Raw genomic sequence first — 24,589 nt, 5'->3', positions numbered from 1 at the left:
CTCCCTCCCCCTTGTGGGGAGGGATAAAGGGTGGGGGTCCCTATCCGATCCCGAAGGATCGGATAGGCAACCAAAACAAAACCGCAGCTCACCCCTTCGGCGCCGGCCCCACCACCGCCCAATTGTGCCCGAACGGATCATCGAACGTCCCGTATAAATCCCCCCAGAACGCCACTTCGAGCGGCATCTTCACGGTGCAACCCGCCGCGATCGCCCGGTCCCAGACCGCGCGCGCGTCATCGACGATGATGTTCAGCGTCGTGCCCTGCGGTTCGACCCATGGATAGCCATATTCCGGCATCGCGTCGGCGATCATCAACGTGCCGCCATTGATCTTCAGTTCGCAGTGCATGATGCGCTTGCCGTCATCCATGAGCATGCGCTCGCCCTGTTCCTCGGCGCCGAACGCGCGCTTGTAGAACTCGATGGCTGCCACCGCATCCTTCGACATCAGATGCGGCGTCACGCCCGGATAGTGATAGTCCGACATCGCTGCCTCCTCTGGTTCAGCGTTCGATGAACGCGTCGAAGCCGCCATAGATCATCCGCTTGCCGTCGAACTGCATGTTCTCCATGGCCGGCTTCATGCGCGGGTCCTCGAACACCTTCTTCATCACCTCGTCGCGCTTGGCCTTGTCGGGATAGGTCGCCCAGGCGAAGACCACGATCTCGTCGTCCTTGGCCTGCACGGCACGCGGAAACGAGGTGAGTTCGCCATATGGAACGTCGTCGGCCAGGCACTCGACATAGCCGGTGGCGCCGTGCTCGAGCCAGACACCGGCCGAAACGCGGGCATGTTCCTTATAGGTCTCGAGGTTGGACTTCGGAACGGAAAGCAGGAATCCGTCGACATAGCTCATGGGGTGTTCTCCTCTGATCGTGTTGCGACAGGATGACGAACGGCCGCGCGTCCTCCCGACATGGTTCGGGAAATATTTCGCCATCCAATCGGCCGGAACCGGAAGCGCGCGGAACGATTGTACTGCGGCGATCGGAGGAATGAATGCGCGCGAGCGGAAAATTGCTGGCCATGGGTGCCGCGCTCGTCGCGGCCGCCGCCATCCGCCGCGCCTTCACGCTGCCGCAGCGCGCCTTGCCCGATCCCGCCCCTGCCCCGGACGTCAGCCAGACGACCCTCGCCCGCATGACGCGACCTTCGGTCGACGCCCATCCGGGCCTCTCCGGCGTCTATCTCCTTGCCGACGGCCCCGAGGCTTTCGCCACGCGCATGTCGCTCGCCCGTCAGGCCGAAAAGACGCTCGACCTGCAATATTACATCTGGCGCGGCGACCGCACCGGCACCATGCTCCTCGAAGAAGTGCTCGACGCCGCCGACCGAGGCGTTCGCGTCCGGCTTCTCCTCGACGACAACGGCATCGACGGGCTCGACCAGGTGCTGTTCGCGCTCGATCGCCATCCGCGCGTCGAGGTGCGGCTGTTCAATCCCTTCCCCGTCCGCTGGCCGAAGGTGCTGGGCTACGTCTTCGACTTTCCGCGCCTTAACCGGCGCATGCACAACAAGAGCTTCACCGTCGACGGACAGGCGACGGTCATCGGCGGCCGCAACATCGGCGACGAATATTTCGGCGTTGCCGACGGCCCCCTCTTTGCCGACCTCGACGTCCTCGCCATCGGCCCGGTCGTGGATGAGGTGGCGACGCAGTTCGAGGCTTACTGGAACGCCGCATCCTCCTTCCCCGCCCGCCTGCTACTGCGCCGCGTCGGCCCACGCAATTTGCGCCGTCTGCGCAAGCGCTCATCCATCGTCGAGCGCGACCCGACCGCGCGGCGCTATCTGAAGGCCGTGCGCGACCTCGAGATCGTGCGCCAGCTCGCCGAGGCGCGGCTGCCGATGGAATGGGCGAAGGTGTCGCTCCTGCACGACGATCCCGGCAAGGCGCTCGGCTATCTGAAGAGGGCCGAGGGCAGCGACGCGCGGCTTTCGGGCCTGCTCGAAAACGCCATCGGCACGCCGAAACGCGAGCTCGCCATCATCGCCGGCTATTTCGTGCCGGGCAAACGCGGCGTCGCCAATCTTCGGGCGCTGCGGGCGCGCGGCGTCGAAGTCTCCATCCTGACCAACGCCTATGAGGCGACCGATGTCGGCGCGGTCCACGCCGGCTACGCGCCCTATCGCCGGCAATTGCTGCGCGCCGGCATCCGCCTGTTCGAGATGTGCGACGGCGCGCGGCAGGCGCCCTCCCGCCGCGAGCGGCGCAAGGGCTCGCGGCTTGGCGTATCGGGCCGCCTGCGCGGATCGGGCAGCGGCTCGGCCTCGGCCCTTCGTGCCGGCGCCTCGACCCTGCACGCCAAGACCTTCGCCGTCGACCGCCAGCGCCTCTTCGTCGGCTCGTTCAACTTCGACCCGCGCTCGATCGACCTCAACACCGAGATGGGCATCGTCATCGAATCGCCGCTTCTGGCCGGCCTCGTCGCCGATGCCTTCGACGATGTGGTGCCGGAGAACGCCTATGAGGTGGCGCTGTCCGAGCATCGCGGCCTCATCTGGAAGCGCCCGGACCTGTCGGCGCCGTTGCGTCGCGAGCCCGGCATGGGGCTGCGCGACCGGCTGGCGATCGGCATCCTGAAACGCCTCGACATCGAATGGCTGCTCTAGGTCAAAGTGTTTTGGCAAGCGCCTCGAGCTGATCCGCGCAGATGCCCCAGCCTTCGTGAAAACCCATCTTCTCGTGGTTTTCCTTGTCTTCGGCCCGCCAGTGGCGAGCCCGCGCCGTATAGCGCGTCTTTCCGCCCTCGTCGGCGAAGGTGACGATGCCGGTGAAGAACGGCTTTTGCGACGGCACCCAACCTTGCGTGTAGGCGTCGGTGAAGACGATCTTCTCGTTCGGCACGATCTCCAGATAGACGCCGTCATTCGGATATTCATTGCCGTCCAGGTCGCGCATGACGACGAACGACCGTCCGCCGGGACGCGGATCGACCTCGGCCTTGGCGATCGTCCACGGCGCCGGCACGAACCATTTCGGCAGAAGCTCGGCGTCGGTCCAGCAGCGGAACAGCGTGTCGCGCGGCGCGTCGAGAAGGCGGGTGAGAACGAGTTCGTGTTCGGTTTCGGCCTTGGGTTCGGCGGTCATGGCGGTCTCCTTCATGATGTCTGATCCAAGGACGATCCGCAGCCCCGCATACCGACATTCGCCGGCCGAAAATCTAGTGCGCCTTCGCCTGCATGCGGTCCAGATGGCGGCGGATATGGGCAGCTTCGGCCGGGTTGCGCGCCAGCGCGATGGCGCGGTCGAACGCCTCGCGCGCCTCGCGGCAGCGTTCGAGCTCGAGCAGCAGCCCGCCGCGCAGGCCATGATAGTTGAAATAGCCGGAAAGCCGGTCGCCGAGCGGTTCGATCAAATCGAGCGCGGCCTGCGCGCCCTGCACCTTGGCAACCGCCACCGCCCGGTTGAGCGTGACGACCGGCGAGGGCTCGATGCGCTCCAGCATGCGGTAGAGGAGCTCGATTTCCGTCCAGTCGGTTTCCGCCGCCGTCTTCGCGCGGGCATGAAGCGCGGCGATCGCGGACTGGATCTGGTAGCTGCCGGGCTGGCGGTGGCGGAACGCCTTGTCGACGAGCGCCAAGCCTTCGCCGATCATCTTGGCGTTCCAGCGCGAGCGGTCCTGATCGTCGAGAAGGATGATTTCGCCTGCCGCATCGATACGCGCGGCATTGCGCGAATTTTGAAGCAGCATCAGCGCCAGAAGCCCCATGATCTCGGGCTCGGTCGGAAAAATGCGCAAGAGCAGCCGGCCGAGCCGGATCGCCTCCTCGCACAGCACCGTCGCCGCCTGCCCCGCTTCCGGACGCGACGAATAGCCCTCATTGAAGACGAGATAGATCATCGCCGCGACCGCGCCGACACGTTCCGACCGCGCGATGGCGTCCGGCGTCTCGAACTGCCGGCCGGATGCGGCGATCTTCGCCTTGGCGCGGGTGATCCGCTGCTCCATCGCCGCTTCCGAGACGAGAAAGGCGCGCGCGATCTGCGGCACGGTCAGGCCGGAGACGATGCGCAGCGCCAGCCCCACCTGATGCTCGGCCGGCAGCGACGGATCGGAGCAGATGAACAGAAGGCGCAATATGTCGTCGCGATAGTCGGCGCCGTCGAGACGTTCGGCGAGCGGCGTCTCGACGTCGTCGAGGTCCGACAGCGCGGGCTCGTCCGGCAGCGCGACGAGGCGCTTGTCGCGCCGCACCGCGTCGATGCCGACATTGCGCCCGACGAAGATCAGCCACGCGGCCGGATCGCGCGGAGCGCCGTTCTTCGGCCAGTTCTTCAGCGCCCTCAGGCACGCCTCCTGAAACGCTTCCTCCGCGCGGTCGAGGTCGCGGAAATAGCGCAGCAGCGCACCGACCGCCTGCGGGCGGGCGGCGGATATCAGCGTCTCGATGGCGCGGGCGTCGGTCATGAAGCGTGCTTGTCCTTGTCCCGCTCGCGCATGTAGCCGACCGGTCGGATTTCATAGGAGCCCCCGCCGGGATTGGCTTCGGCGAGATCTTTCGAGAAGGCGAGCGCCTCGTCGAGACTGTCGAAGTCGACGAGATAGAAGCCGAGAAACTGTTCCTTGGTCTCGGCGAAGGGCCCGTCGATGACGAGCGGCTCGCCGCCTGCCTTGCGCAGCGTCGTGGCGGCGGTGGTCGGCAAAAGGCGCGCGACGGGGCCGAGCCTGCCCGACCGCTCGATAGGCTGGAGCACGGCGTCGAGACGCGCCATGACGGCGTCGTCCTCCTCCTTGGTCCACTGGCCGACCGTGTCTTCATGGTTGTAGCAAAGAATGGCGTAGAGCATGTCCTGGCCTCGCGCGCTTGATGAAAAGACGAACGACGACAGGCGTAGCCGACAGATACCGCTGCGGCAATTTCGAAAAATTTGCGCGGGAGCGCGCAAACAAAAACCCCGCAGGCAGGACCGGCGGGGCTTTTGAACTTTGCTGAAACGAAAGCTTACGAAGCAGCTTCTTCCGAAGTCTCTTCGGCGGCCGGTGCGTTGGCGGCTTCGGCTGCAGCAGCCTCGTCGGCGGCCTTCTTGGCGGCGGCGTCTTCCTCGGCCTTCTTCTGGGCGGCGACGCGCTCCTGGGCCTTCTGGCCGGGCTCGGCCTTCTTCGGGTTGTTGCGGGCTTCGCGCTTGACGATGCCGGCCTGGTCGAGGAAGCGCAGCACGCGGTCCGTCGGCTGGGCGCCGTGGTCGAGCCAATGCTGGATGCGCTCATTGTTGAGCTTCACGCGCTCGCCATCCTTGGGCAGCGTCGGGTTCCACGAGCCGACCTGCTCGATGAAGCGGCCGTCGCGCGGCGAACGGACGTCGGCGATGACGACGTGGTAATAGGGGCGCTTCTTGGAGCCGGCGCGGGCGAGGCGGATTTTCAGTGCCATTTCAGTTCTCCTGGAAAAGTTGAATTCAAGCGTTTTCGTGTTTCTCAGAGGCGATCGCCTCGTGATGGCGGATGACTTCGCGGACGATAAAGTTCAAAAACTTCTCCGCGAAATCGGGGTCGAGATTGGCATCGTCGGCAAGCCGGCGGAGCCGTTCGATCTGGGTCTTCTCGCGCGCCGGGTCGGCTGGCGGCAGGCCGTGCTCGGCCTTCAGCTTGCCGACAGCCTGCGTGCAGCGGAAGCGCTCTGCGAGCATGTGGATCAGCGCCGCGTCGATATTGTCGATCGAGGCGCGGTAGCCGGCGAGGAGGTCGCGCGCGCGCGCGGTATCGTCTTGTGTCATCGTCTCCTCACTTCTTCTTCGGCAGGCCGGGAAGGCCGCCCAATCCGGGCAACCCGCCGCCGCCCAGGCCCGGAAGACCACCGCCCATGCCGGGCAGTCCATTGCCCAGACCGGACGCCTGCACCTGCTTCTGCAGGGCTTCGAGCTGCTTGGGGTCCATCTTCGACAGATCCGGCATGCCACCGCCGAGTCCGCCGAGACCGCCCATGCCGCCAAGCCCCATCTTGGAGGCCATGCCGCCCATCAGGCCGCGCATCATGCCGCCGCCCTTGCCCTTGCCGCCCATGGCTTTCATCATGTCGGCCATCTGGCGGTGCATCTTCAAGAGCTTGTTGATCGCCGCGGCGTCGGTGCCGGAACCGGCAGCGATGCGCTTCTTGCGCGAATGCTTCAAGAGGTCCGGATTGCCGCGCTCGGCCTTGGTCATCGACTGGATGATGGCGATCTGGCGGGCGAAGGTCTTGTCGTCGAAACCGGCGGTCGCGATCTGGTCCTTCATCTTGCCCATGCCGGGCATCATGCCCATGATGCCGCCCATTCCGCCCATCTTCTGCATCTGGCGAAGCTGGTCGGCGAGGTCGTCGAGATCGAACTTCCCGGCCTGCATCTTCTTGGCCATCGCCTGCGCCTTTTCGGCGTCGATGGTCTCGGAAGCGCGCTCGACGAGCGAGACGATGTCGCCCATGCCGAGAATGCGGTCGGCGATGCGCTTGGGATAGAACTCCTCCAGCGCATCCATCTTTTCGCCGGTGCCGATCAGCTTGATCGGCTTGCCGGTGACCGCGCGCATCGAAAGCGCGGCACCGCCACGACCGTCGCCGTCCATGCGGGTCAGGACGAGGCCGGTGATGCCCACGCGGCTGTCGAAATTCTGCGCGAGGTTCACCGCGTCCTGGCCGGTCAGCGAATCCGCGACCAGCAGGATTTCGTGCGGCTTGGCGACGGCCTTGATCTCGGCCATCTCCGCCATCAGCGGCTCGTCGATATGGGTGCGGCCGGCCGTGTCGAGCATGACGACGTCATGCCCGCCGAGCTTGGCCGCCTGTACCGCGCGCCGCGCGATGTCGACCGGCGACTGGCCGGCGACGATCGGCAGCGTGGCAACCTGCGTCTGCTCGCCGAGTTGGCGCAACTGCTCCTGCGCGGCCGGGCGGCGCGTGTCGAGCGAGGCCATCAGGATCTTCTTGCCCTGGCGCGCGGTCAGCCGCTTGGCGATCTTGGCCGAGGTCGTCGTCTTGCCCGAGCCCTGCAGGCCGACCATCATGATGACGACGGGCGCGGGCGCATTGAGATCGATGGTCGCGCCTTCCGCGCCCAGCATCTCGACCAGCTCGTCATGGACGATCTTGACGACCATCTGGCCGGGCTTGATCGACTTCAGGATGTCCGCGCCGACGGCCTTGGCCTTGACCTTGTCCGTGAAGGACCGGACGACTTCGAGCGCGACGTCGGCCTCGATCAGCGCACGGCGAACCTCGCGCAGCGCCGCCGAGACATCTGCCTCGGAAAGCGCGCCGCGGCCCGTCAGGCCGTTCAGGATGGAGCCAAGCCGCTCCTGAAGTGATTCAAACATCCGCCGTCCTTTATTCTCGTGCGTCGTCGCCCGAGAGGTAGTGCGTGCCGCGCCGAAACCCAACAGCCAAAGCAGAACGACACCCGGGGGCGCATGGCGCTGCCGGGTGTTGACCTCCGGGATCGGCCCTCTCACGGTAGAAAGGGTGCCCCGGTCGGCTGCTCGGAGTTGTCACTCGTCGCGGAAACTGGGGCCTTTGACCCCAATTTCGCGCCCGAGTCAAGTTTTGGCGGGTCTCACAGCTTGACCTTCGTTTCGCGCGCCCAGAGGCGAAGCTTCCGGCAAGCCTCGACGAAGCCCTGCCAGTCGCTGCCCGAACCGATCGCGATCACGCCCTCGTCCGGCTCGACGCCGGCCTTGTCGAGAAGCGGCTGCGCCGCCTCGACATGGGCGATGAACTTGCAATGCGCAAAGGCATCGGCGACGAAATCGCGCGCGGCGGCTTCCTTGAGCAACTGCTCGACGCCTTCCGGGCTGACGATCAGGGCAACCGCGTCGTAGAGGACCGATGGCCCGCCATCGATCATCTGCTTGCCTTCGATCAGCGAGCCATCCGACGCCTCGACGCCGCCGACCTTCGGCGCGCCGATCTCCATCTTCGCGCCCTCCTTTGCCAGCGCCGCGTCGAGCGCCTTGACCAGCTTCGCGTCGCAGCCATCCGTGACGAGCACGCCGACCTTGCGGCCCTTGAAGCTTTCCGGCCCGTTCCTGACGATCGACAGCCGCTCCGACGGCTCCAGATCGTCGCGCGGCGCAACCGCCGCATCGGCCGGCTTCGGCAGCTTCTTCATGCCGAGCTTGTCCGCGACCTTGGTCGCCAGCGTCTCGTCGATGTTGAGGAGATGCGAGACGACGCGCTCGCGGATGACCGCAGTCTCGACCTTGGAAAGCTCGAACGTCAGCGCCATCGCGATATGGTTCTGCTCGATCTCTGTCTGGCTGGAATAGAACTGCCGGGCCTGGCTGTAATGGTCGGCGAAGCTTTCCGCGCGCAGCCGCGCCTTCGGCCCCTCGACCTCCTCGCGATAGGAGCGGTGTCCGCGCGCCGGATGCTCGCGCGGACCTTCGCCCCACGAGTTGGGCTGGTAGTTCACCCGCCCGGCCGGGTTGCGCATCGCCATGTGCCCGTCCTGCTGGAAATGGTGGAACGGGCATTTCGGCGCGTTGATCGGCAGATGCGTGAAATTGGTCGAGCCGAGCCGCTTCAACTGCGTATCGAGATAGGAGAAGTTGCGGCCCTGCAGGAGCGGATCGTTGGAGAAATCGATGCCGGGCGGCACGTTCTGCGTCATGAACGCGACCTGCTCGGTCTCGGCGAAGAAATTGTCCGGCATCCGGTCGAGCACGAGCCGGCCGACCGGGATCGGTTCGAGGATTTCTTCCGGGATCAGCTTGGTCGGGTCGAGCACGTCGAAGTCGAAACCGTCGGCGAATTCCTGGTTGAAGAGCTGCACGCACAGCTCCCATTCGGGAAAGTCGCCGGCCTGGATCGCGTCCCAGAGATCGCGCCGGTGGAAATCCGGGTCCGCGCCGTTGATCTTGACCGCCTCGTTCCAGACCACCGATTGCAGGCCGAGCTTGGGCTTCCAGATGAATTTGACGAAGGTCGACTCGTCCTCGGCGTTGAGGAAGCGGAACGTGTGGACGCCGAACCCTTCCATGAAACGGAAGGAGCGCGGGATCGCGCGGTCGGACATGACCCACATGATCATGTGCATGCTTTCCGGCGTCAGCGAGATGAAGTCCCAGAAATTGTCATGCGCCGATTGCGCCTGCGGGAAGCCGCGATCGGGTTCGGGCTTCACCGAGTGGATGATGTCGGGAAACTTGATGGCGTCCTGAATGAAGAAGACCGGGATGTTGTTGCCCACGATGTCCCAGTTACCTTCCTGCGTGTAGAGCTTGACGGCAAAGCCGCGCACGTCGCGCGCGAGATCGAACGAGCCCTTGGAGCCGGCGACCGTCGAGAACCGCACGAAGGCCGGCGTCTTTTCGCCAGCGCGCTGGAAGATGTCGGCGCGGGTATATTTCGCCAGCGACTCGTAGGTCTCGAAATAACCGTGCGCGCCATAGCCGCGCGCATGGACGACGCGCTCGGGAATGCGCTCATGGTCGAAATGGAAGATCTTTTCGCGAAAATGGAAGTCTTCGATCAGCGAAGGTCCGCGCTCGCCATATTTGAGCGTGTTCTGGTCGTCGGCGACAGGCCCGCCCTGCGCGGTCGTCAGGAGCGGCGTGTCGCCATCGGCGATCTGGTGAAGCTCCCCGCCATTCCCGCGAACCAGCTTCTGGTCGTGGATCGTCGCTTCGCCCTGCCGGACGGACTTCGTCGAACTGCGCGCCTTGGCCATGATTTTCCCCTTGAGATCGATTGCGTCGCGCCGAAACGGCACGCTGGCCTAACAAGGGTTCAGGTCAGATGTTCCGGCCGGTTCAAACATGAAAACGCCGCCCCGGCGAACCGGGACGGCGTCGTGTCACGAAGCAGATCGCCTCGACTTACCAGGGGCGGACCCAGCCCTGGATGATCGTCTGCTTGTCGCGGTGATTGCCGCCGAGAACGGCGCCGAAATAGGCGGCGGCGGCGGAGATCAGCAGCGAGGCGGCGGTGATGAAGGCCGCGATCATGCCGATGCGTCGTGCCTGGTCGGCGGTTTCACGCGCAGTTGCCTCGAGTTCCTGGGCCTGCGCCCAGACTTCGTCGACACGAGCCTGCGCTTCGGCTTCCTCGACGCCGGTACGGGCAGCGACGACGCTCGCCAGATAAGCGCGATCATCCTCGGCGAGTTCGCCATCGGTGACGGCGGTGACGAGGATGCGGCCGACTTCCGAACGCAGTTCTTCATTGGCCGTGTCGGTCGCGGTGCCCGGACGCAGCAGGCGATCGGTCAACAGCGCATTGGGGTCGATTTCCTCGACCAGCGTCGCCGCACCTGAGGCAGCGCCCCCGACGGCATTGCCGATGGCGTTGGTCGCCGAGCCGAGCACGGCCGACGCGCTGGAGAAGGCCAGTACAGCGCCGACGAGGACGCCGAGGCCCCAGACCAGGAGGCCGTGCGAGCCGTCGCGGATGTCGGATTCGTCTTCGGTGGCATCGTAGTTGCGGCGACGAAGGCGGCCCGTCAGGTAGCCGCCCGCCATGAAGGACGACACCTGCACCCAGAGCAGCCACAAAGCAGCGGCGATGGCGAAGCCGACGAGCGACATGCCCGAGCCTTCATAGGCCGAGCTGAAAGTCAGGCCGAGCGCCGAACCGAATGCGAGGAGGACGAAGGAGATGGCGGAAGCCAGGACCGTGCCGCCGATGATGGCAGCCCAGTCGACATAGGACTTCTCGTCGCCGGTCGCGATTGCAGTCGCGCCGACGGGCGGCGTCGGGGCCGCGCCGTAATCTGGATTCATGATACGTCTCCGGGTGGGCGCTTAGCGCAGGCCGAGAAGGGACAGAAGGAACAGGACGACCACGACGAGGCCGACGAGATAGATGATGCCGTGCATATTGGGCTCCCAAGCGTTCAGTTGCTTCGGATCAACACGCGAATGTGACCTTCGTTCCCTTGCCGCCACAAAATCGCCACCTGGGCGACGGGCTCAGGCGCCGACGGCCGATATGGGCTGGCGCTTGGTCATCGTCCCCTTGCTCTCGTCGAGATGAAGGTAGAGCGGATCGAACAGGGCAAAGGCCGCGAGCTGGTCGACGTCGAGGATCGTCAGCATCTGGCCGTCGAAGGTGATCAGGCGCCGCTTGCGCAGTTCCTGCAGCACGCGGTTGACGTGAACGACCGAGAGGCCGGACATTTCCGCAAGATCCGTCTGGCGCAGCGGCAGCGGCACGCTGTTGCCTTCGACCAGCCCGACCGCGCGGGCCCGGTGATGGATTTCGCAGAAGATGTGCGCGATCCGCTCCGCAGCGGTGCGCTGGCCCATGCTGAGGAGCCACTCGCGGCTGATTGATTCCTCGACCAGCGTCGCCCACCACAGCGCCCGCATGATGCGCGGATAGCGGTCCGTCATGTCGAGGATGCGCTGCTCGGAAATGACGCGCACGGCGACTTGCGTCAGAGCGGCGATCGAATGATCCATCCGCTTGAGAACGAACACTCGCAGGTCGCAGATGTCGCCGGCAACGAAATAACCCAGAATCTGCCGTCGCCCGTCCGGCAGCGCCTTGTAGCGGATGGCGTAGCCTTCGACGATCAGGTTGACGCCGGTCGGATTGTCGCCCTCCCGGATGATGTCCTGACGCGGGCCGACCATCACCGGCAGGTCGGAAAGCGTGCCCAGCGCGCGTCGCTCCTCATCGGTGAATTGGCTGAAATGCTCCAGCTTGCGGATCAATGCGTCCATTGGCCCTTTCTCCGGTTTGCGCGTTTTCGATGAGTTGCTGAAACGACCTTACGCGCAAATGGTTCGAGCCCCAAATCCTCGGGAACAATTTCGAAGCCGCGCGGATTGCCCCTTGAGATCACCGGGAAGCCGAGGAGTGTCACATGGAACCCAATCACGCACGGACGAAGCGGGCCGCCGGACATGGCCGGGCGACGGCATCGTGACCGACCGCAGAACCGATGGGGACCGGCACCGGGTAAAGATCGAGCCCTACGACCAGCCCGCCGGCGGCTGGGGCTCGATGAAATCGCTTCTGCGCCATCTGAAGCGCAACGGCCGAATGATCGACGGCCCGGCAATTCTGGCGAAGCAGAACAAACCGGACGGTTTTTCCTGCGTCTCCTGCGCCTGGGCCAAGCCCGCCAAACCCCATGTCGCCGAGTTTTGCGAGAACGGCGCCAAGGCGACATTGTGGGAACTGACCGACAAGCGCACGACGCCGGAATTCTTCGCCCGCCACACGGTGTCCGAACTACTCGGCTGGAGTGATTTCGATCTCGAGGCCGAGGGCCGGCTGACCCATCCGATGCGCTACGATGCGGCGACCGATCGCTATGTCGAGACCGACTGGCAAAGCGCCTTCGCCGCCATCGGCGCCGAACTCAAGCGCCTGCGCGCCGTCGATCCGAAATCGGTCGTCTTCTACGCCTCGGGCCGCGCGTCGCTCGAAACGTCCTACGCCTATTCGCTGCTTGCCCGCATGTTCGGCAACAACAACCTGCCCGACAGTTCCAACATGTGCCACGAGAGCACGTCCGTCGGCCTGAAGGCCGCGATCGGCGTTCCAGTCGGTACGGTCCTCTTGGAGGATTTCGAGCGCACCGACTGCATCTTCTTCTTTGGCCAGAACGTCGGCGCCAACAGCCCGCGCATGCTGCACAATCTGCAGGAGGCGTCGGAGCGCGGTGTGCCGATCGTCTCGTTCAACCCGCTGCGTGAGCGCGGGCTCGAAGCCTTCGTCAATCCGCAGCGCCCGTTGCAGCTTGCGACCAACCGGCCGACGCGCATCTCGTCGAATTACTATCAGCTCCGCGCCGGCGGCGACATTGCGGCGATCGCCGGCATGGCGAAAGCGCTCATGGAAATGGACCGCGCCGAGCCGTCGGCCGGCGTCATCGATCACCCCTTCCTCAAGGAGCACACCGCCGGCGCCGACGAGTGGCTTTCCTGGCTGGACGGGCTCGATTGGGCCGACATCGAAGCCAACAGCGCGCTTTCCCGCGGCGACCTCACCGAGGCGGCCCGCATCTACGCATCGGCGCGCTCGGCCATCCTGATCTATGGCATGGGCTTGACCCAGCATCGGCTGGGCGTCGACAATGTCCGCATGATCGCCAATCTGGCGCTGATGCGCGGCAATATCGGCCGGCCGGGCGCCGGCCTATGTCCAGTGCGCGGACACTCCAACGTGCAGGGTCAGCGCACCGTCGGCATCGCCGACCGGCCGGACCTCGTTCCGCTCGACCGCCTAGCCACACAATACGGCTTCGAGCCGCCGCGCGAGCGCGGGCTCGACACGGTTTCGGCCTGCGAGGGCGTGATCGACGGCTCGGTCAAAGCCTTCATCGGCCTCGGCGGCAATTTCGTCCGCGCCGTGCCCGATCGCAGCCGCATCGAACCCGCCTGGCGCAATCTCGACCTGTCGGTGCAGATCGCGACCAAGCTGAACCGCGCACACCTCATCACCGGCCGGGCAAGCTACCTTCTCCCCTGTCTCGGCCGCACCGAGATCGACCGTCAGGCAACCGGCGAGCAGGTGGTGACCATCGAGGACAGCCTGACCTCGATCCATGCCTCGCGCGGGCAGGAGGAGCCGGCGAGCGAGCACCTGCTGGCCGAGATGAGCATCGTCGTCGGAATGGCCCGGGCGACGCTCGAGCCCAATCCCAGGCTCGACTGGGATGCCTGGGCGGCCGATTACGGTCTCGTGCGCGACGCCATCGAGGCGACCTATCCGGACCAGTTCGCCGACTACAACCGGCGCATGTTCACCCCCGGCGGCTTTCCCCGCCCGCTGCCCGCCCGCAAGCGCGAATGGGACACGAAAACCGGCAAGGCGAATTTTGCCGTGCCGTCGGCGCTCGATGCGAGTTTCGCCGCCGGTTCGGGCGACGACGTCTTCCGGCTCATGACCCTGCGCTCGAACGACCAGTTCAACACCACGGTCTATGGCTATCGCGACCGGTTTCGCGGCATCGAGGGCACGCGCGACGTGGTCCTGATGAACAGCGCCGACATCGCGGCACTTGGCCTCGCGGCGGACGAGACAATCGCCTTGGAGGCCGCGACCGACGACGGCGTCGACCGGCAACTGCCGGGCCTGCGGGTCGTCGCCTACGACATCCCGCGCGGATGCGTCGGTGCCTACTATCCCGAAGCCAACGTGCTGGTGCCGCTTTCCCAGCGCGCGGAGGAAAGCCACGTTCCGGCCGCGAAATCTGTCCCGGTGCGCATTCGTAGCCTGCGGCAACACTGAACGACTTGGCTTATTGTTTGAGGAAGCGGCTCAGACGCCGAATAGTTGAGTATCGACTAACAAATGTAAAAGCCTGCTCATTCAGACTTCGCTAAAGCGAATAGCCTTCCTGCGCAATGGTGTCGCAGAGGCCTTGATTTGTGCGGCCGGGTCTCAATTTGCTCGATGTTCTTCTTCTGAAATTCGGCCGTCGGGGCCACGACTGCGCACCCATCGCCGGTTTGGCGCAGTTCGGCTTGCGCGACCGCCAGTTCAGCCAGGATCAGGACCTGACCCGCGAGGGCGACCGTTCCGCCAATGTGATGCTTCTGACGGAGGGGCTGGCCGCGCGCTATAAGCTGCTGTCGAGCGGTCGCCGCCAGATCACGACACTGCTCGTTCCCGGTGATTTCCTCGACCTGTCGAGCTTCCTCGTCCCGCGGCGCGATTTCGGCGTCGTCGCCGTCACGAATTGCCGGACCGTCGTGATCGAACACGAGCAGTTGCGCCGCGTCTGCGAGGCCAATCCGGCCGCGACGCATCTGCTGTGGACCGAAACCTCGATCGAAGCCGCGATCCAGCGTGAATGGCTGGTATCGATGGGCCGCCGTTCGGCCAAGGGACAGATGGCGCATCTGTTCTGCGAACTGATGGTGCGCCTTGCCGCCGTCGGTCGCAGCGAGGCGGCGGCATTCCACCTGCCCCTGACCCAGAACGAGTTGGCCGACGTGCTCGGCCTGTCCCCGGTCCACGTCAACCGGGTCCTCAAGGAATTGCGCCATGACGGCGTGATCGCATGGACCAATTACTGGATCGAGATCCTCGACTGGTCGGGACTGGCCGAGATCGCCGAGTTCAATCCGGCCTATCTCGGCCTCGAATCGCCGGTGCTCGCCCGCAAGAACGGTTCGGCACGCGCCCAGGACACAGCAGCCGCAACACCCGCCAAGTAACGGACGACAAGTTCAGCCGTAGGTCGGCGCCCTGACGGGGCTAGTCGACGGCAGATGCGCGTCCGCCTCGACCGAGGCGCGCGCGTCGATCTCGCCGATCTCGACGAGCAGCTTTGCCCGGGCGCGGTTGAGCCGGCTCTTGATGGTGCCCATCGCGCAACCGCAGATCTGCGCCGCCTCCTCATAGGAGACGCCGAGCACGCCGATCAGCATGATGACCTCGCGCTGCTGTTCGGGCAGCCGCTCGAGCGCGCCGCGGATCTCATGCCCCCGCGCCGACCATTCCTGCGTGGCGAGCACGGCCGGGCGACCGGCGGCGTCGTCGGCGAGTGCAGGCGCTTCGCGCCCGGTCTTGCGGATCTTGGTGTAGAAGCTGTTGCGCATGATCGTGAACAGCCACGATTTCATCGCCGTTCCCGGCTGGAACTGATGGATGTTGGCGATGGCCTTGGTCAGCGTTTCCTGCACCAGATCGTCGGCATCGCTGACGTCGCGGTGGAAGGTGCGGGCAAATGCGCGCAGGGCGGGGATGAGGCCGACGACTTCGCGGCGCGACATTTCCGAGCTCGAAAGATCAGACGATCGGTCAAGTTCACCGGCCGCTGTCGGCATTCGCTGGCTCCGTCCCTGTCAATGCGCACGGGCACGATGCTCGTGCGAGCAAGCCCACGGGCAGAAATGTTCCACCGCCCGGATCGTTCCAGTCGCGGCAGACGATTTCGACGATTCTGGCGACCGTTCCTCTGGCAATATCCGCACGCCCTCCCTAATCTCCGGCACGATCAGGGAGGATCGCCGTGACTGCACCTTTTCGGCCGCTGATGGCCATCTATCGCGACTGGCTGGAGGAACGGCACGGCCTGTCCTTTGCCGACTATCAAGGCATGTGGGAATGGTCGACGACCGATCTCGACGCATTCTGGCAATCCATCTGGGATCATGACGGCGTTCACTCGCCGACACCGCACGCAGCCGTCCTGGCCGAAGACCGGATGCCGGGCGCGGTCTGGTTTCCCGGCGCGACGCTGAATTATGCCCATCAGGTGTTCCGACACTGCGAAGAGGCGGACGCGGCCGGCCAGCCGGCGATCGTCGCCGCCGACGAACGCGGCAACCGCTCCGAATTGTCCTGGGCCGAGCTGAAGCGCCGCACGGCATCGCTTGCCGCCACCTTGCGCGACATGGGCGTTGGACGGGGCGATCGCGTGGCGGCCTATCTGCCCAATGTGCCCGAAACCGTCATTGCCTTCCTTGCGACCGCCTCCATCGGCGCGGTCTGGAGCGTCTGCGCACCTGACATGGGCACCCGTGCGGTCATCGACCGCTTCCAGCAGATCGAGCCCAAGGTGCTGATCGCGGCCGACGGCGTGTTCTATGCCGGCCGCGAACTCGACCGGTCTGGCGAGATCGAGGAAATCCGCAACGCCCTGACAAGCCGTCCGAAACTGATCCTGAAGGAAAGCGGCTACGCTTCGGTGCAACTCGCACGCGATCTGGCGCTCGACGACGCCCTCGGCCGGGACGATGCGGCAACGCAGGCCTTCGCGCCCGATTTCGTGCCCTTCGACCATCCGCTCTGGATCGTCTATTCCTCCGGCACGACCGGCAAGCCCAAGGCGCTCGTCCACAGTCATGGCGGCATCATTCTCGCCGTCTATGCCGCGCTCAAGCATCTCGACATCGGTCCCAGCTACGCGCCCAATTCGCTGGGCGAGCGCTTCCACTGGTATTCGAGCACCGGCTGGATCATGTGGAACTGCCAGGTCAACGGCCTTCTGGGCGGCACCACGATCTGCCTTTTCGATGGGTCGCCGAGCGGACCCAGGGACGCGCCCGACTGGGGCACGCTCTGGCGTTTCGTCGCCGAGACGCGCGTGACGATGTTCGGCGCCGGCGCGGCCTATTTCGGCAATTGCATGAAGGCGGGGCTGGACCCGGCCGCCACCGGCGACCTGTCGGCCGTACGCGCGCTGGGCTCGACCGGCTCGCCGCTTCCCGAAGCCGTCCAGAACTGGGGCACCGAGGCTTTCGCGCGGATGGGAAGGCCTGACATCTGGTGGTCGAACATTTCCGGCGGCACCGACATTTGCGGCCTCTGGATCGCCGGCAACCGCGAACTGCCGCTGGTGCCGGGGCGGATGCAGTGCCGCCAGCTCGGCGCGCGCGTCGAGGCTTGGAACGAGAACGGCGAGAGCCTCGTCGGCGAGGTCGGCGACCTCGTCTGCGCGCGCCCATTCCCGTCGATGCCGGTGTTCCTGTGGGGTGATCCGGACGGCAGGCGCTATCTCGATTCCTATTTCGACATGTTCCCCGGCATCTGGCGGCACGGCGACTGGCTGTCGATCGGCGCGGACGGAAGCTGCGTGATCTATGGTCGTTCGGACGCGACGATCAACCGGCACGGCTTGCGGATCGGCACGAGCGAGATCTATTCCGCCGTCGAGGACCTGCCTGAAATCCTCGATTCCATGCTGATCGACCTGGAATATCTCGGACGTGAGAGCGAGATGCTGCTTTTCGTCGTGCCCCGCCCGGGCGAGACGGTGGATGCCGCCCGGATCAAGGCGGCGATCCGCCAAGCGGTTTCGCCGCGTTTCGTGCCGGACCGGGTGATCGAGGCGCCGGCCGTACCGCGCACCCTTTCGGGCAAGAAGCAGGAAGTCCCCATCCGCCGCCTTTTTCTCGGCCACCCGCTCGAAAAGATCATCTCGCGCGAGACGATGGCCAACCCCGAATGTCTGGATTTCTACGTCGCCGAAGCACAGGGCCGGCTCGAAGGCGAACGCAGGGCAGGCTGACCTCCGGACGAATCAATCGGAAACTCTTCGTGATTTCATTGGAACCGCGAGGGGGGCAGGACGTTTTCCCGGCCAGAAGACGACTGCCGCATGGCAGCCCCCGATTAGAAGGCCGAACAGATGATCCCGACGACCCGCACCGCCAAGCTCGCAGCACTCGCCCTGGCCTCGGCAATCGCCCTGCCGGCAGTCGCCGGCGCCGTCGTCCTTCCCGATCTCGGCCCGGTCCCGATGCCGCGCCCGGCGGTGGAGGCGAGTGCCCCAGTTGCCGCCGCGCCACTTCCCCCGCGCGAAGTCGTCCGCATTTCCACCAATGCGCAGGAAATCCCCGATGCGCGGCGCGACGTCCGCGTCGTCGGCGCGAATTTCCTGCCCGATGCCAGCGAGGAAATCGACTTCTCGCGCTCCGGCGAGCAGAACTTGGCTGCCGTCGGCTATGCGGAATGGTTCGTCATGACGACGGTGCAGCGCATGTTCGAAACACCGCAGGAAGACGAGACGCTTCAGGTCGCGTCGAACGAGCAGTAAGTCTTACAAGACTTCGAGCTTAACGCGGGCAACACCCTGGTTGATCATGCCGACCGCCTGCGCAGCCCCGCGCGACAGATCGATGACGCGCTTGCCGACGAACGGCCCGCGATCGTTGATGCGCACCACGACGGCCTTGCCGTTGCGCTCGTTGATGACCCGGACCTTGGTGCCGAACGGCAGCGTCTTGTGGGCCGCCGTCAGTTCGTTCATGTCGTAGCGTTCGCCATTGGCCGTCGTCCGGCCGTGGAATTTACCGCCATACCAGGACGCCGATCCGGTGATCGTCTGCAGGACTTCGATCTTGTCGTCGGCTTTGGCAGCCACGCCCGAAAATCCGAAAATCGATGCGATGAAGACGGCCCGCGCCGTCATGGACAAAACCCCGGCACGCGCAGTTCTGGAATGGAACATTTCTTGAAGACCCCGGTTAACTGGATGTTTACGGCTACGTTTCACGGGGGTGTGAACTGGCGGGCGGGTTTGACCAGAGCTTGAGACTCATGGGGCGATTCCAAGGCCATTTCCGGGCATCGACACCGTGCGCAGCGCACCTGCCCCTGCGGCAGGGTGGCGATTTTTCGGCATGACCACTTCCAGGCGCGTCCATCCTGAAACACCCGGTTTTCTGCGCGATGCGGGTCGCGCGATAGGCGGCGCCCTCGTCTTTTCGCTGCCCATGCTGATGACGATGGAAATGTGGCAGCTCGCCTACACGATGGACGCGTGGCGGCTGGCCGTGCTCGTCGCCGTCGCGGTGCCGCTGCTGGTCGGATTGTCCCATGTCATCGGCATCGAGGATCGGCGCAACCTCGCCGATAGCTCGATGGACGCGTTTTTCGCGCTCGGCATCGCAGCCTTTACCAGCGCCGTCGTCCTGACGATGCTCGGCGTCCTTGCGCCCGGCATGTCGGCCGACGAGATCGCGGGCAAGATCGCCATCCAGTCGGTGCCGGCGGCGATCGGCGCGCTTCTGGCCCGCAGCCAGCTCGGCGACGCGGATGACGACGCGCTCGACGAGCGCGAGGAGACCTATGGCGGCGAACTCTTCCTGATGGCGGTGGGCGCACTCTTCCTCGGTTTCAACCTTGCGCCGACCGAGGAGATGATCCTGATTTCCTACCAGATGAGCGAATGGCACGCGATCGCGCTGATCGCCATCTCGATCGCCGCCATGCACGGCTTCGTCTTCGCCGTCGAGTTCAAGGGCGGCAGCGAACTCTCCGAGGAGACGCCCTGGTGGAGCGCGCTGTTGCGGTTCACCCTTCCGGGCTACGCGATCGCCGCTTTGATTTCGCTGTTCCTGCTCTGGGTCTTCGGCCGCACCGACGGTCTCGGCCTCGAAATGATCGTCATGGCCGTGGTCGTACTCGCCTTCCCGAGCGCCATCGGCGCGGCGGCCGCCCGCCTGATCCTGTGAGTTACGCATGAACGACGAACCAGAGTCCCATCCCGTCAACCGTCCGCCGCATCCGGCGGAGTGGATCATCGGCGCGGCCTCGGCGCTCGGCGTCCTGGCGCTGATCGGTTATCTCTGCGTGACGGCACTCACGGAAGCGGACGGCCCGCCGGTCTTCGAGGTCGCGGTCGACGAGGTGCTTGCCGGTTCGAACGGCTGGCATGCACGCATCAGCTTGCGCAATACGGGCGACAAGACCGCCGCCGACGTCGTGTTGCGCGGCGAGGACGGAGCGGGCGAGACGAGCGAGATCACCTTCGATTACGTCCCCGCCGGCTCGATGCGACAGGGCGCGTTGCTCTTCGCCCGCGAGCCGGCCGGGCTGGAGCTGACGGTTCGCTCCTATACCGACCCCTGATCGGCGTCGGCAGCGGAACAACTGGCCGGGTCTGGCGGTTGTCAGGCAGATCGCGCGCGACGCGCAGCCTGCCCCCGAAGGAGAGACTGTCCAGATGATCCGTTTGATGCTCATGGCGCTTGGCGCCTACACGCTCTACCGCATGTACGTGCCGCTTGAAGGCGAGACCGGTCCGCGTGCGCTCCTGTCCGACACGCGCGGCCCAGACCGCGGAACCCGGCGCGTTCGGGCGGGTGGAAACCGGTCGTGACCAGGCTCGTCTACGAAGTGGTCGAGCATGATGGCGGCTGGGCCTACAAGCTCGGCGACGTCTTCTCCGAGCCTTACCCGACCCATGACGCCGCGAAAGCCGCAGCAGAGAGCGCTGCGGCCGAGCAGCAGCTCGGCGGCGACGACGAGGCCATCGAATATCAGGACCGCGACGGCGTCTGGCACGAAGAGCAGTCGAGCGGCGGCGACCGCCCCGAAGTGGACGTCAAGGACGGCGACTAGGCCTTGGGAAACGCCCGGCTGAGATAGGCCGAGCCGGCCGCGCCGAACCGCCATTCGAGATCGACCGCCTTCGAAATCCCGATCCGCCGGCCCGCAATCAGTGCGGGCCGGCGTTCTTGCGTCAGCATGTCGTGCAGCGGCCGCCCGTTCCAGCCCATGTCGACGCCAAGCGCCTGCGCGAGCCGTCCGGGACCGGCACAAAGAAGCCGGTCGGCTTCGAGCCCCCGCCGCTCACGCATCTTGTCGAGCCCATGCGACGGCTCGAGTGCTCGCAGAAGCACCGCGCTTCCCGGCATGCAGACGATGTTGAGGCACCAGTGCAGCCCGTAGGAGCGATAGACATAGGCCGTGCCTGCCGGGCCGAACATCGCCGCATTGCGCGGCGTCGGCCCGCGAAAACTGTGCGACGCCGCGTCGTCATGGGCATAGGCTTCGCTCTCGACGATCATCCCGCCCACGCCGTCGGCAATGAGGCTCGCGCCGATCAATTCGCGCGCGACCTCGAAGGGATGCCGGTCGAAAAACGCCGCCTCCAGCCCCTCAGACATGAAGCGGCGGGTCGTTCTGCTCGTCCGGATTGGGATTGGGCGTCTCGTCCGGCAGATGCTCCGGCTGCGGCTCTTCGATGGGCGGCGGCGACGGATCGGGCGGCAGGTCGGGACCGGGTTCGTTCGGCTGGCGCGGATCGGGCTGGTTCGGCATCTGGGACATCGGTTGCCTCCTTGCCGTTCCAACCGCCGGACGCGACAACCGTTCCCAGAACGCGTCACCCGATCGCGAAATCGTAGATGAGCTTGATCGCGAGAACGCTCAGGAGCGCGAGGATCGCGCGGTCGAAGGCCTCCTTCGAAAAGCGCCGCGCCAGCGCCGCGCCGACCGGCATGAAGGCGAGGATTGGCAGCATCGCCAGGAAGGACAGCGCCAGCCCCTGCCAGGTCAGGAGCCCCAGCGCGCCCATCATCGGCACCTGCGCCAGCGTCATGACGGCGAAGAAGATCGACACGGTGGAGATGAAATGCGTGCGCGTCAGGCCCATCGCGTTGAGAAAGGTCAGCGACACCGGCGCCGACAGGCCGCCCGAACCCTGCAGCACCCCGGCAACCGCGCCGGCCGGCACCGCAAGCCGGGTCGCCAGTTCGCGGCTCAGCAAGAGATCGGGCCGCGCCAGCCGCGCCGCAATGTAGAGCAGCACCGCCACCGCCACGATCAGCAGCAGCACGCGCGGCGAGAACGCCGCCAGCATCACCGTTCCGCCGACGACGCCGATCGCCCCGGCGAGCGAAAAAGCCAGGATGAAGCGGTTCGGCAGGCGGTCGCCGCGAAACTGCCAGGCCTGCCAGACATTGGTCAGGAGGTTCGGCACGAGCATCGTCACGACCGCGACACGCACGTCGAACATCATCGCCAGCGCCGGCACGGCCAGAACCGGCGCCCCGGCCCCGGTCGCGCCCTTGAGCACGCCGCCGGCGGCAAGGCAAAGGAAGGCGATCAGGATTTCGGGCAGGAACTCGGACATCGTGCTCATCACGCCGTTGGCTACGCCTCGCGCGCGCCGACTGCAACGCAAATTCTTCTCATGTGAATGAAATCCCGTTGGACCAGCCCTTTAATTCGGGAAAAGTCGATCCATATATCGTCTGAAGCCGAAATAAGAACGCGATTGTCCGATGCCCGACGACGACCTGATCCTGAAAGCACTCTCCCATCCCGTCCGGCGCGACATGCTGGCCTGGCTGAAGGAGCCGGAACGGCACTTCGCCGGTCAGGAGCATCCGCTCGAAATGGGCGTCTGCGCGGGTCAGTTCGCACGTTGCGGCCTGTCGCAATCCTCGGTGTCGGCCCACCTTGCCGCCCTTTCGGAAGCCGGGCTCGTGACCCAGCGCCGCGTCGGCCAGTGGATTTTCTACAAGCGCGACGAAGACGCGATCGCCGCCTTCCGCGCCTCCCTTCAAACCCTCTGATTCCCCCCAAGAAGAAAGAAGAACCCCATGTCCAAGCTCTTCGAACCCGTGCGCGTCGGTGACATCGACGTCGCCAACCGCATCGCCATGGCGCCGCTGACGCGCAACCGCTCGCCCAATGCCGTGCCGACGCAGATGGCGGTCGACTATTACCGCCAGCGCGCCTCGGCCGGCCTCCTGATCACCGAGGCCACCGCGATCACGCAGCAGGGCCAGGGCTATGCCGACGTTCCGGGCCTTTATGGCGCCGACCAGCTCGCCGCGTGGAAGAAGGTGACCGATGCGGTCCACGCTGAGGGCGGCAGGATCGTCGTGCAGCTCTGGCATGTCGGCCGCATCAGCCACGAGACGCTTCAGCCGGAAGGCGCAAAGCCCGTCGCGCCCTCGGCGATTCGCGCCAACGCCAAGACCTACCTCGTCGACGAAGACGGCTCCGGCGGCTTTGCCGAGACGTCCGAGCCGCGCGCGCTGGAGACCGAGGAGCTGCCCGGCATCGTCGCCGTCTATGCGAAAGCGGCGAAGGCCGCCGTCGAGGAGGCCGGCTTCGACGGCGTCGAGATCCACGCCGCCAATGGCTATCTGATCGACCAGTTCCTGCGCTCCGGCTCCAACAGGCGCACCGATACCTATGGCGGCTCCATCGAAAACCGGTCCCGCCTTCTGTTCGAGGTCGTCGAGGCCATCACGGCGGCGATCGGCGGCGGGCGCACGGGCATCCGCCTGTCACCGGTCACGCCCGCCAACGATGCGGCCGACCCGCAGCCGCAGCCGCTTTTCGACCATGTCGCCAGGGGCCTCGGCAAATACGGTCTCGCCTATGTCCACGTCATCGAAGGCGCGACCGGCGGCGCCCGCGACCACAACCAGGGCGAGACGCCCTTCGACTGGGCGCAGTTCAAGGCCGCCTACCGCGATGCGGGCGGCACCGGCGCCTGGATGGGCAACAATGGCTACGACCGCGAACTGGCCGAAAAGGCCGTGGCGGACGGCCGCGTCGACCTCGTCGCATTCGGCCGCCTCTTCATCGCCAATCCCGATCTCGTCGAGCGCTTCGAGCAGGACGCGCCGTTGAACGAGCCCGACCGCAAGACCTTCTATGGCGGCGGCGCGAAGGGCTATGTCGACTATCCGTCGCTGAACTGACCGATATCAAAGGGCGGCCGAAAGGCCGCCCTCTTCACATCAGCGCGCGCCGAGCGCCCTGAGGACGAAATCCGATACGCCCCGCGCATAGACCTCGGCGCTCACGCCGCGCTTGGCGTATTTCGGTCGCTTCACATACCAGTCCTGGATGAGCGGCTTGATCAGCGCCGCCGCGAAATCGGGATCGTCGATCTTGAACACGCCGCGTGCCGCGCCCTCCGCAAGCACCTTGGCGAAGATCGCCTCCGTCGCCGCCTCGCTGGCAATGGCGCGCTTGCGTGCCGGCGCGGGAAACGACTTCGCCTCCATATAGGCGAAGACGAAAAAGGGCTGCATCGCCTCGCTCAAAAGCACATGCATCTCGATCAGCCAGGCGAGATGCGCCGCCGGGTCGTCCCGGACCTCGTCGGGCGCCGCGGCCAGAAGGCCCTCGGCAGCCGACGACACCTCGCCGAGGATCATGACCAGCAGCGTCTCCTTGCCGTCGAAATAGGAGTAGAGCCCACCCATCGACAATCCCGCGGCCTCGGCAAGGTCGCGCAGCGACATCGCCTGGAAGCCCTGCCGGTTCGAAAGCTTCAGCGTCGCCTCGATGATCCGGGCGAGCTTCGCCACGGCGACATGCGGCTTTCGCGTGCGGATACGATCGCGATGCCGCGCCAGGATACGGCCGGCAGCGGCGTCGAGCGAGTAGTCGCCATAAGGGGCCAGTCGTTTCTCCGGCGGCAATGAACGGACCTTTCAACGATCTGCGAAA

General features: G+C 65.6%; 28 protein-coding genes. 11 read left to right on the top strand and 17 right to left on the bottom strand.

What is annotated here, in order from left to right; genetic code table 11:
- Nucleotides 1–88: 88 nt before the first annotated feature.
- Together ALII_RS0116445 and ALII_RS0116440 are read right to left on the bottom strand one after the other, a co-directional pair.
- Nucleotides 89–490, bottom strand: a complete 402-nt coding sequence (locus ALII_RS0116445; RefSeq protein WP_024588325.1) for a VOC family protein — start codon at nt 488–490, stop codon at nt 89–91.
- 16 nt (nt 491–506) lie between these two features.
- The gene (locus ALII_RS0116440; protein WP_024588324.1) at nt 507–860 is read right to left on the bottom strand and encodes a DUF1428 family protein; all 354 of its coding nucleotides are present in this window, start codon (nt 858–860) and stop codon (nt 507–509) included.
- Between the two features lie 143 nt (nt 861–1,003).
- On the opposite strand from ALII_RS0116440, the gene ALII_RS0116435 reads away from it, so the two are divergent.
- Nucleotides 1,004–2,617: a phospholipase D family protein gene (locus tag ALII_RS0116435; RefSeq protein WP_029660642.1), complete on the top strand. Its 1,614-nt coding sequence runs from the start codon at nt 1,004–1,006 to the stop codon at nt 2,615–2,617.
- Between the two features lies 1 nt (nt 2,618).
- Here ALII_RS0116435 and ALII_RS0116430 read toward each other — a convergent pair whose 3' ends face one another.
- The 9 genes from ALII_RS0116430 to ALII_RS0116385 all read right to left on the bottom strand — a co-directional run bounded on the left by ALII_RS0116430 (nt 2,619) and on the right by ALII_RS0116385 (nt 11,643).
- Nucleotides 2,619–3,095 carry an SRPBCC family protein gene (locus ALII_RS0116430; protein WP_024588322.1) on the bottom strand — a complete coding sequence of 159 codons (477 nt, stop codon included), beginning with the start codon at nt 3,093–3,095 and terminating at the stop codon, nt 2,619–2,621.
- Between the two features lie 73 nt (nt 3,096–3,168).
- Nucleotides 3,169–4,416 (bottom strand): RNA polymerase sigma factor, encoded by a 1,248-nt coding sequence (locus ALII_RS0116425; RefSeq protein ID WP_024588321.1) that lies wholly within the window; start codon nt 4,414–4,416, stop codon nt 3,169–3,171.
- Nucleotides 4,413–4,796, bottom strand: coding sequence for a YciI family protein (locus ALII_RS0116420; protein ID WP_024588320.1), 384 nt, complete (start codon nt 4,794–4,796; stop codon nt 4,413–4,415). Before ALII_RS0116420 ends, ALII_RS0116425 begins: the two co-directional genes overlap by 4 nt.
- Before the next feature lie 155 nt (nt 4,797–4,951).
- Complete coding sequence (rpsP, locus tag ALII_RS0116415; RefSeq protein WP_024588319.1) at nt 4,952–5,380, bottom strand: 30S ribosomal protein S16; 429 nt, start codon at nt 5,378–5,380, stop codon at nt 4,952–4,954.
- A 25-nt stretch (nt 5,381–5,405) separates the two neighbouring features.
- Nucleotides 5,406–5,723: a chorismate mutase gene (locus ALII_RS0116410; protein ID WP_024588318.1), complete on the bottom strand. Its 318-nt coding sequence runs from the start codon at nt 5,721–5,723 to the stop codon at nt 5,406–5,408.
- A 7-nt stretch (nt 5,724–5,730) separates the two neighbouring features.
- A complete protein-coding gene (ffh, locus tag ALII_RS0116405) occupies nt 5,731–7,296 on the bottom strand; it encodes a signal recognition particle protein (RefSeq protein ID WP_024588317.1) in 1,566 nt (521 codons plus the stop codon).
- A 236-nt stretch (nt 7,297–7,532) separates the two neighbouring features.
- On the bottom strand, nt 7,533–9,647 hold the full coding sequence (locus ALII_RS0116400) for a catalase (RefSeq protein ID WP_024588316.1): 2,115 nt from the start codon (nt 9,645–9,647) through the stop codon (nt 7,533–7,535).
- Nucleotides 9,648–9,795: 148 nt separating this feature from the next.
- Nucleotides 9,796–10,698, bottom strand: a complete 903-nt coding sequence (locus ALII_RS0116395) for a hypothetical protein (protein WP_024588315.1) — start codon at nt 10,696–10,698, stop codon at nt 9,796–9,798.
- Between the two features lie 189 nt (nt 10,699–10,887).
- Complete coding sequence (locus tag ALII_RS0116385; RefSeq protein WP_024588314.1) at nt 10,888–11,643, bottom strand: Crp/Fnr family transcriptional regulator; 756 nt, start codon at nt 11,641–11,643, stop codon at nt 10,888–10,890.
- Between the two features lie 202 nt (nt 11,644–11,845).
- Here ALII_RS0116385 and ALII_RS0116380 point away from each other — a divergent pair, with 202 nt between their 5' ends.
- The gene (locus tag ALII_RS0116380; RefSeq protein WP_024588313.1) at nt 11,846–14,161 is read left to right on the top strand and encodes an FdhF/YdeP family oxidoreductase; all 2,316 of its coding nucleotides are present in this window, start codon (nt 11,846–11,848) and stop codon (nt 14,159–14,161) included.
- A 158-nt stretch (nt 14,162–14,319) separates the two neighbouring features.
- Nucleotides 14,320–15,093 (top strand): Crp/Fnr family transcriptional regulator, encoded by a 774-nt coding sequence (locus ALII_RS0116375; protein WP_024588312.1) that lies wholly within the window; start codon nt 14,320–14,322, stop codon nt 15,091–15,093.
- A gap of 12 nt (nt 15,094–15,105) precedes the next feature.
- On the opposite strand, the gene ALII_RS21345 is transcribed toward ALII_RS0116375, so the two are convergent.
- Nucleotides 15,106–15,651, bottom strand: coding sequence for a sigma-70 family RNA polymerase sigma factor (locus ALII_RS21345; protein WP_051375924.1), 546 nt, complete (start codon nt 15,649–15,651; stop codon nt 15,106–15,108).
- Between the two features lie 239 nt (nt 15,652–15,890).
- Here ALII_RS21345 and ALII_RS0116365 point away from each other — a divergent pair, with 239 nt between their 5' ends.
- Together ALII_RS0116365 and ALII_RS0116360 are read left to right on the top strand one after the other, a co-directional pair.
- Complete coding sequence (locus tag ALII_RS0116365; protein ID WP_024588310.1) at nt 15,891–17,891, top strand: acetoacetate--CoA ligase; 2,001 nt, start codon at nt 15,891–15,893, stop codon at nt 17,889–17,891.
- A 120-nt stretch (nt 17,892–18,011) separates the two neighbouring features.
- A complete protein-coding gene (locus ALII_RS0116360) occupies nt 18,012–18,419 on the top strand; it encodes a hypothetical protein (protein WP_024588309.1) in 408 nt (135 codons plus the stop codon).
- A 3-nt stretch (nt 18,420–18,422) separates the two neighbouring features.
- Here the strand turns inward: ALII_RS0116360 and ALII_RS0116355 are convergent, their stop codons facing one another.
- Nucleotides 18,423–18,794 carry a septal ring lytic transglycosylase RlpA family protein gene (locus ALII_RS0116355; RefSeq protein WP_029660637.1) on the bottom strand — a complete coding sequence of 124 codons (372 nt, stop codon included), beginning with the start codon at nt 18,792–18,794 and terminating at the stop codon, nt 18,423–18,425.
- A gap of 211 nt (nt 18,795–19,005) precedes the next feature.
- Between ALII_RS0116355 and ALII_RS0116350 the strand changes: the two genes are divergently transcribed.
- The 4 genes from ALII_RS0116350 (at nt 19,006) to ALII_RS0116335 (ending at nt 20,728) form a co-directional block, all read left to right on the top strand.
- Nucleotides 19,006–19,839 (top strand): TIGR02587 family membrane protein, encoded by an 834-nt coding sequence (locus ALII_RS0116350; protein ID WP_024588307.1) that lies wholly within the window; start codon nt 19,006–19,008, stop codon nt 19,837–19,839.
- Nucleotides 19,840–19,846: 7 nt separating this feature from the next.
- The gene (locus ALII_RS21695; protein WP_024588306.1) at nt 19,847–20,236 is read left to right on the top strand and encodes a hypothetical protein; all 390 of its coding nucleotides are present in this window, start codon (nt 19,847–19,849) and stop codon (nt 20,234–20,236) included.
- Nucleotides 20,237–20,330: 94 nt separating this feature from the next.
- Nucleotides 20,331–20,486: a hypothetical protein gene (locus ALII_RS22735; protein ID WP_161632276.1), complete on the top strand. Its 156-nt coding sequence runs from the start codon at nt 20,331–20,333 to the stop codon at nt 20,484–20,486.
- The gene (locus ALII_RS0116335; RefSeq protein WP_024588305.1) at nt 20,483–20,728 is read left to right on the top strand and encodes a DUF2188 domain-containing protein; all 246 of its coding nucleotides are present in this window, start codon (nt 20,483–20,485) and stop codon (nt 20,726–20,728) included. The genes ALII_RS22735 and ALII_RS0116335 overlap by 4 nt, the downstream gene beginning before the upstream one ends.
- Here the strand turns inward: ALII_RS0116335 and ALII_RS0116330 are convergent.
- Genes ALII_RS0116330 through ALII_RS0116320 form a run of 3 tightly spaced genes read right to left on the bottom strand, consistent with a single transcriptional unit; the run spans nt 20,725 to nt 22,253 of the window.
- Entirely contained in the window at nt 20,725–21,276 is a 552-nt protein-coding gene (locus ALII_RS0116330; protein WP_029660635.1) for a DNA-3-methyladenine glycosylase, read from the bottom strand. The genes ALII_RS0116335 and ALII_RS0116330 overlap by 4 nt on opposite strands.
- Nucleotides 21,269–21,439, bottom strand: a complete 171-nt coding sequence (locus ALII_RS22895; protein ID WP_173401415.1) for a hypothetical protein — start codon at nt 21,437–21,439, stop codon at nt 21,269–21,271. The genes ALII_RS0116330 and ALII_RS22895 overlap by 8 nt, the downstream gene beginning before the upstream one ends.
- Before the next feature lie 55 nt (nt 21,440–21,494).
- A complete protein-coding gene (locus tag ALII_RS0116320) occupies nt 21,495–22,253 on the bottom strand; it encodes a sulfite exporter TauE/SafE family protein (RefSeq protein ID WP_201767729.1) in 759 nt (252 codons plus the stop codon).
- 142 nt (nt 22,254–22,395) lie between these two features.
- Between ALII_RS0116320 and ALII_RS0116315 the strand changes: the two genes are divergently transcribed.
- On the top strand, nt 22,396–22,689 hold the full coding sequence (locus ALII_RS0116315) for a metalloregulator ArsR/SmtB family transcription factor (protein ID WP_024588302.1): 294 nt from the start codon (nt 22,396–22,398) through the stop codon (nt 22,687–22,689).
- Between the two features lie 27 nt (nt 22,690–22,716).
- The gene (locus ALII_RS0116310) at nt 22,717–23,832 is read left to right on the top strand and encodes an alkene reductase (RefSeq protein WP_024588301.1); all 1,116 of its coding nucleotides are present in this window, start codon (nt 22,717–22,719) and stop codon (nt 23,830–23,832) included.
- Between the two features lie 39 nt (nt 23,833–23,871).
- Here the strand turns inward: ALII_RS0116310 and ALII_RS0116305 are convergent, their stop codons facing one another.
- Nucleotides 23,872–24,561 carry a TetR/AcrR family transcriptional regulator gene (locus ALII_RS0116305; RefSeq protein ID WP_024588300.1) on the bottom strand — a complete coding sequence of 230 codons (690 nt, stop codon included), beginning with the start codon at nt 24,559–24,561 and terminating at the stop codon, nt 23,872–23,874.
- Between the last annotated feature and the right edge of the window lie 28 nt (nt 24,562–24,589).

It is taken from the genome of Aliihoeflea sp. 2WW, from assembly GCF_000497755.1.
In the GTDB taxonomy this organism is placed as follows: domain Bacteria; phylum Pseudomonadota; class Alphaproteobacteria; order Rhizobiales; family Rhizobiaceae; genus Aliihoeflea.
Note: the sequence above shows the minus strand (reverse complement) of the source record. Positions and strands in the feature narration are given on the sequence as shown.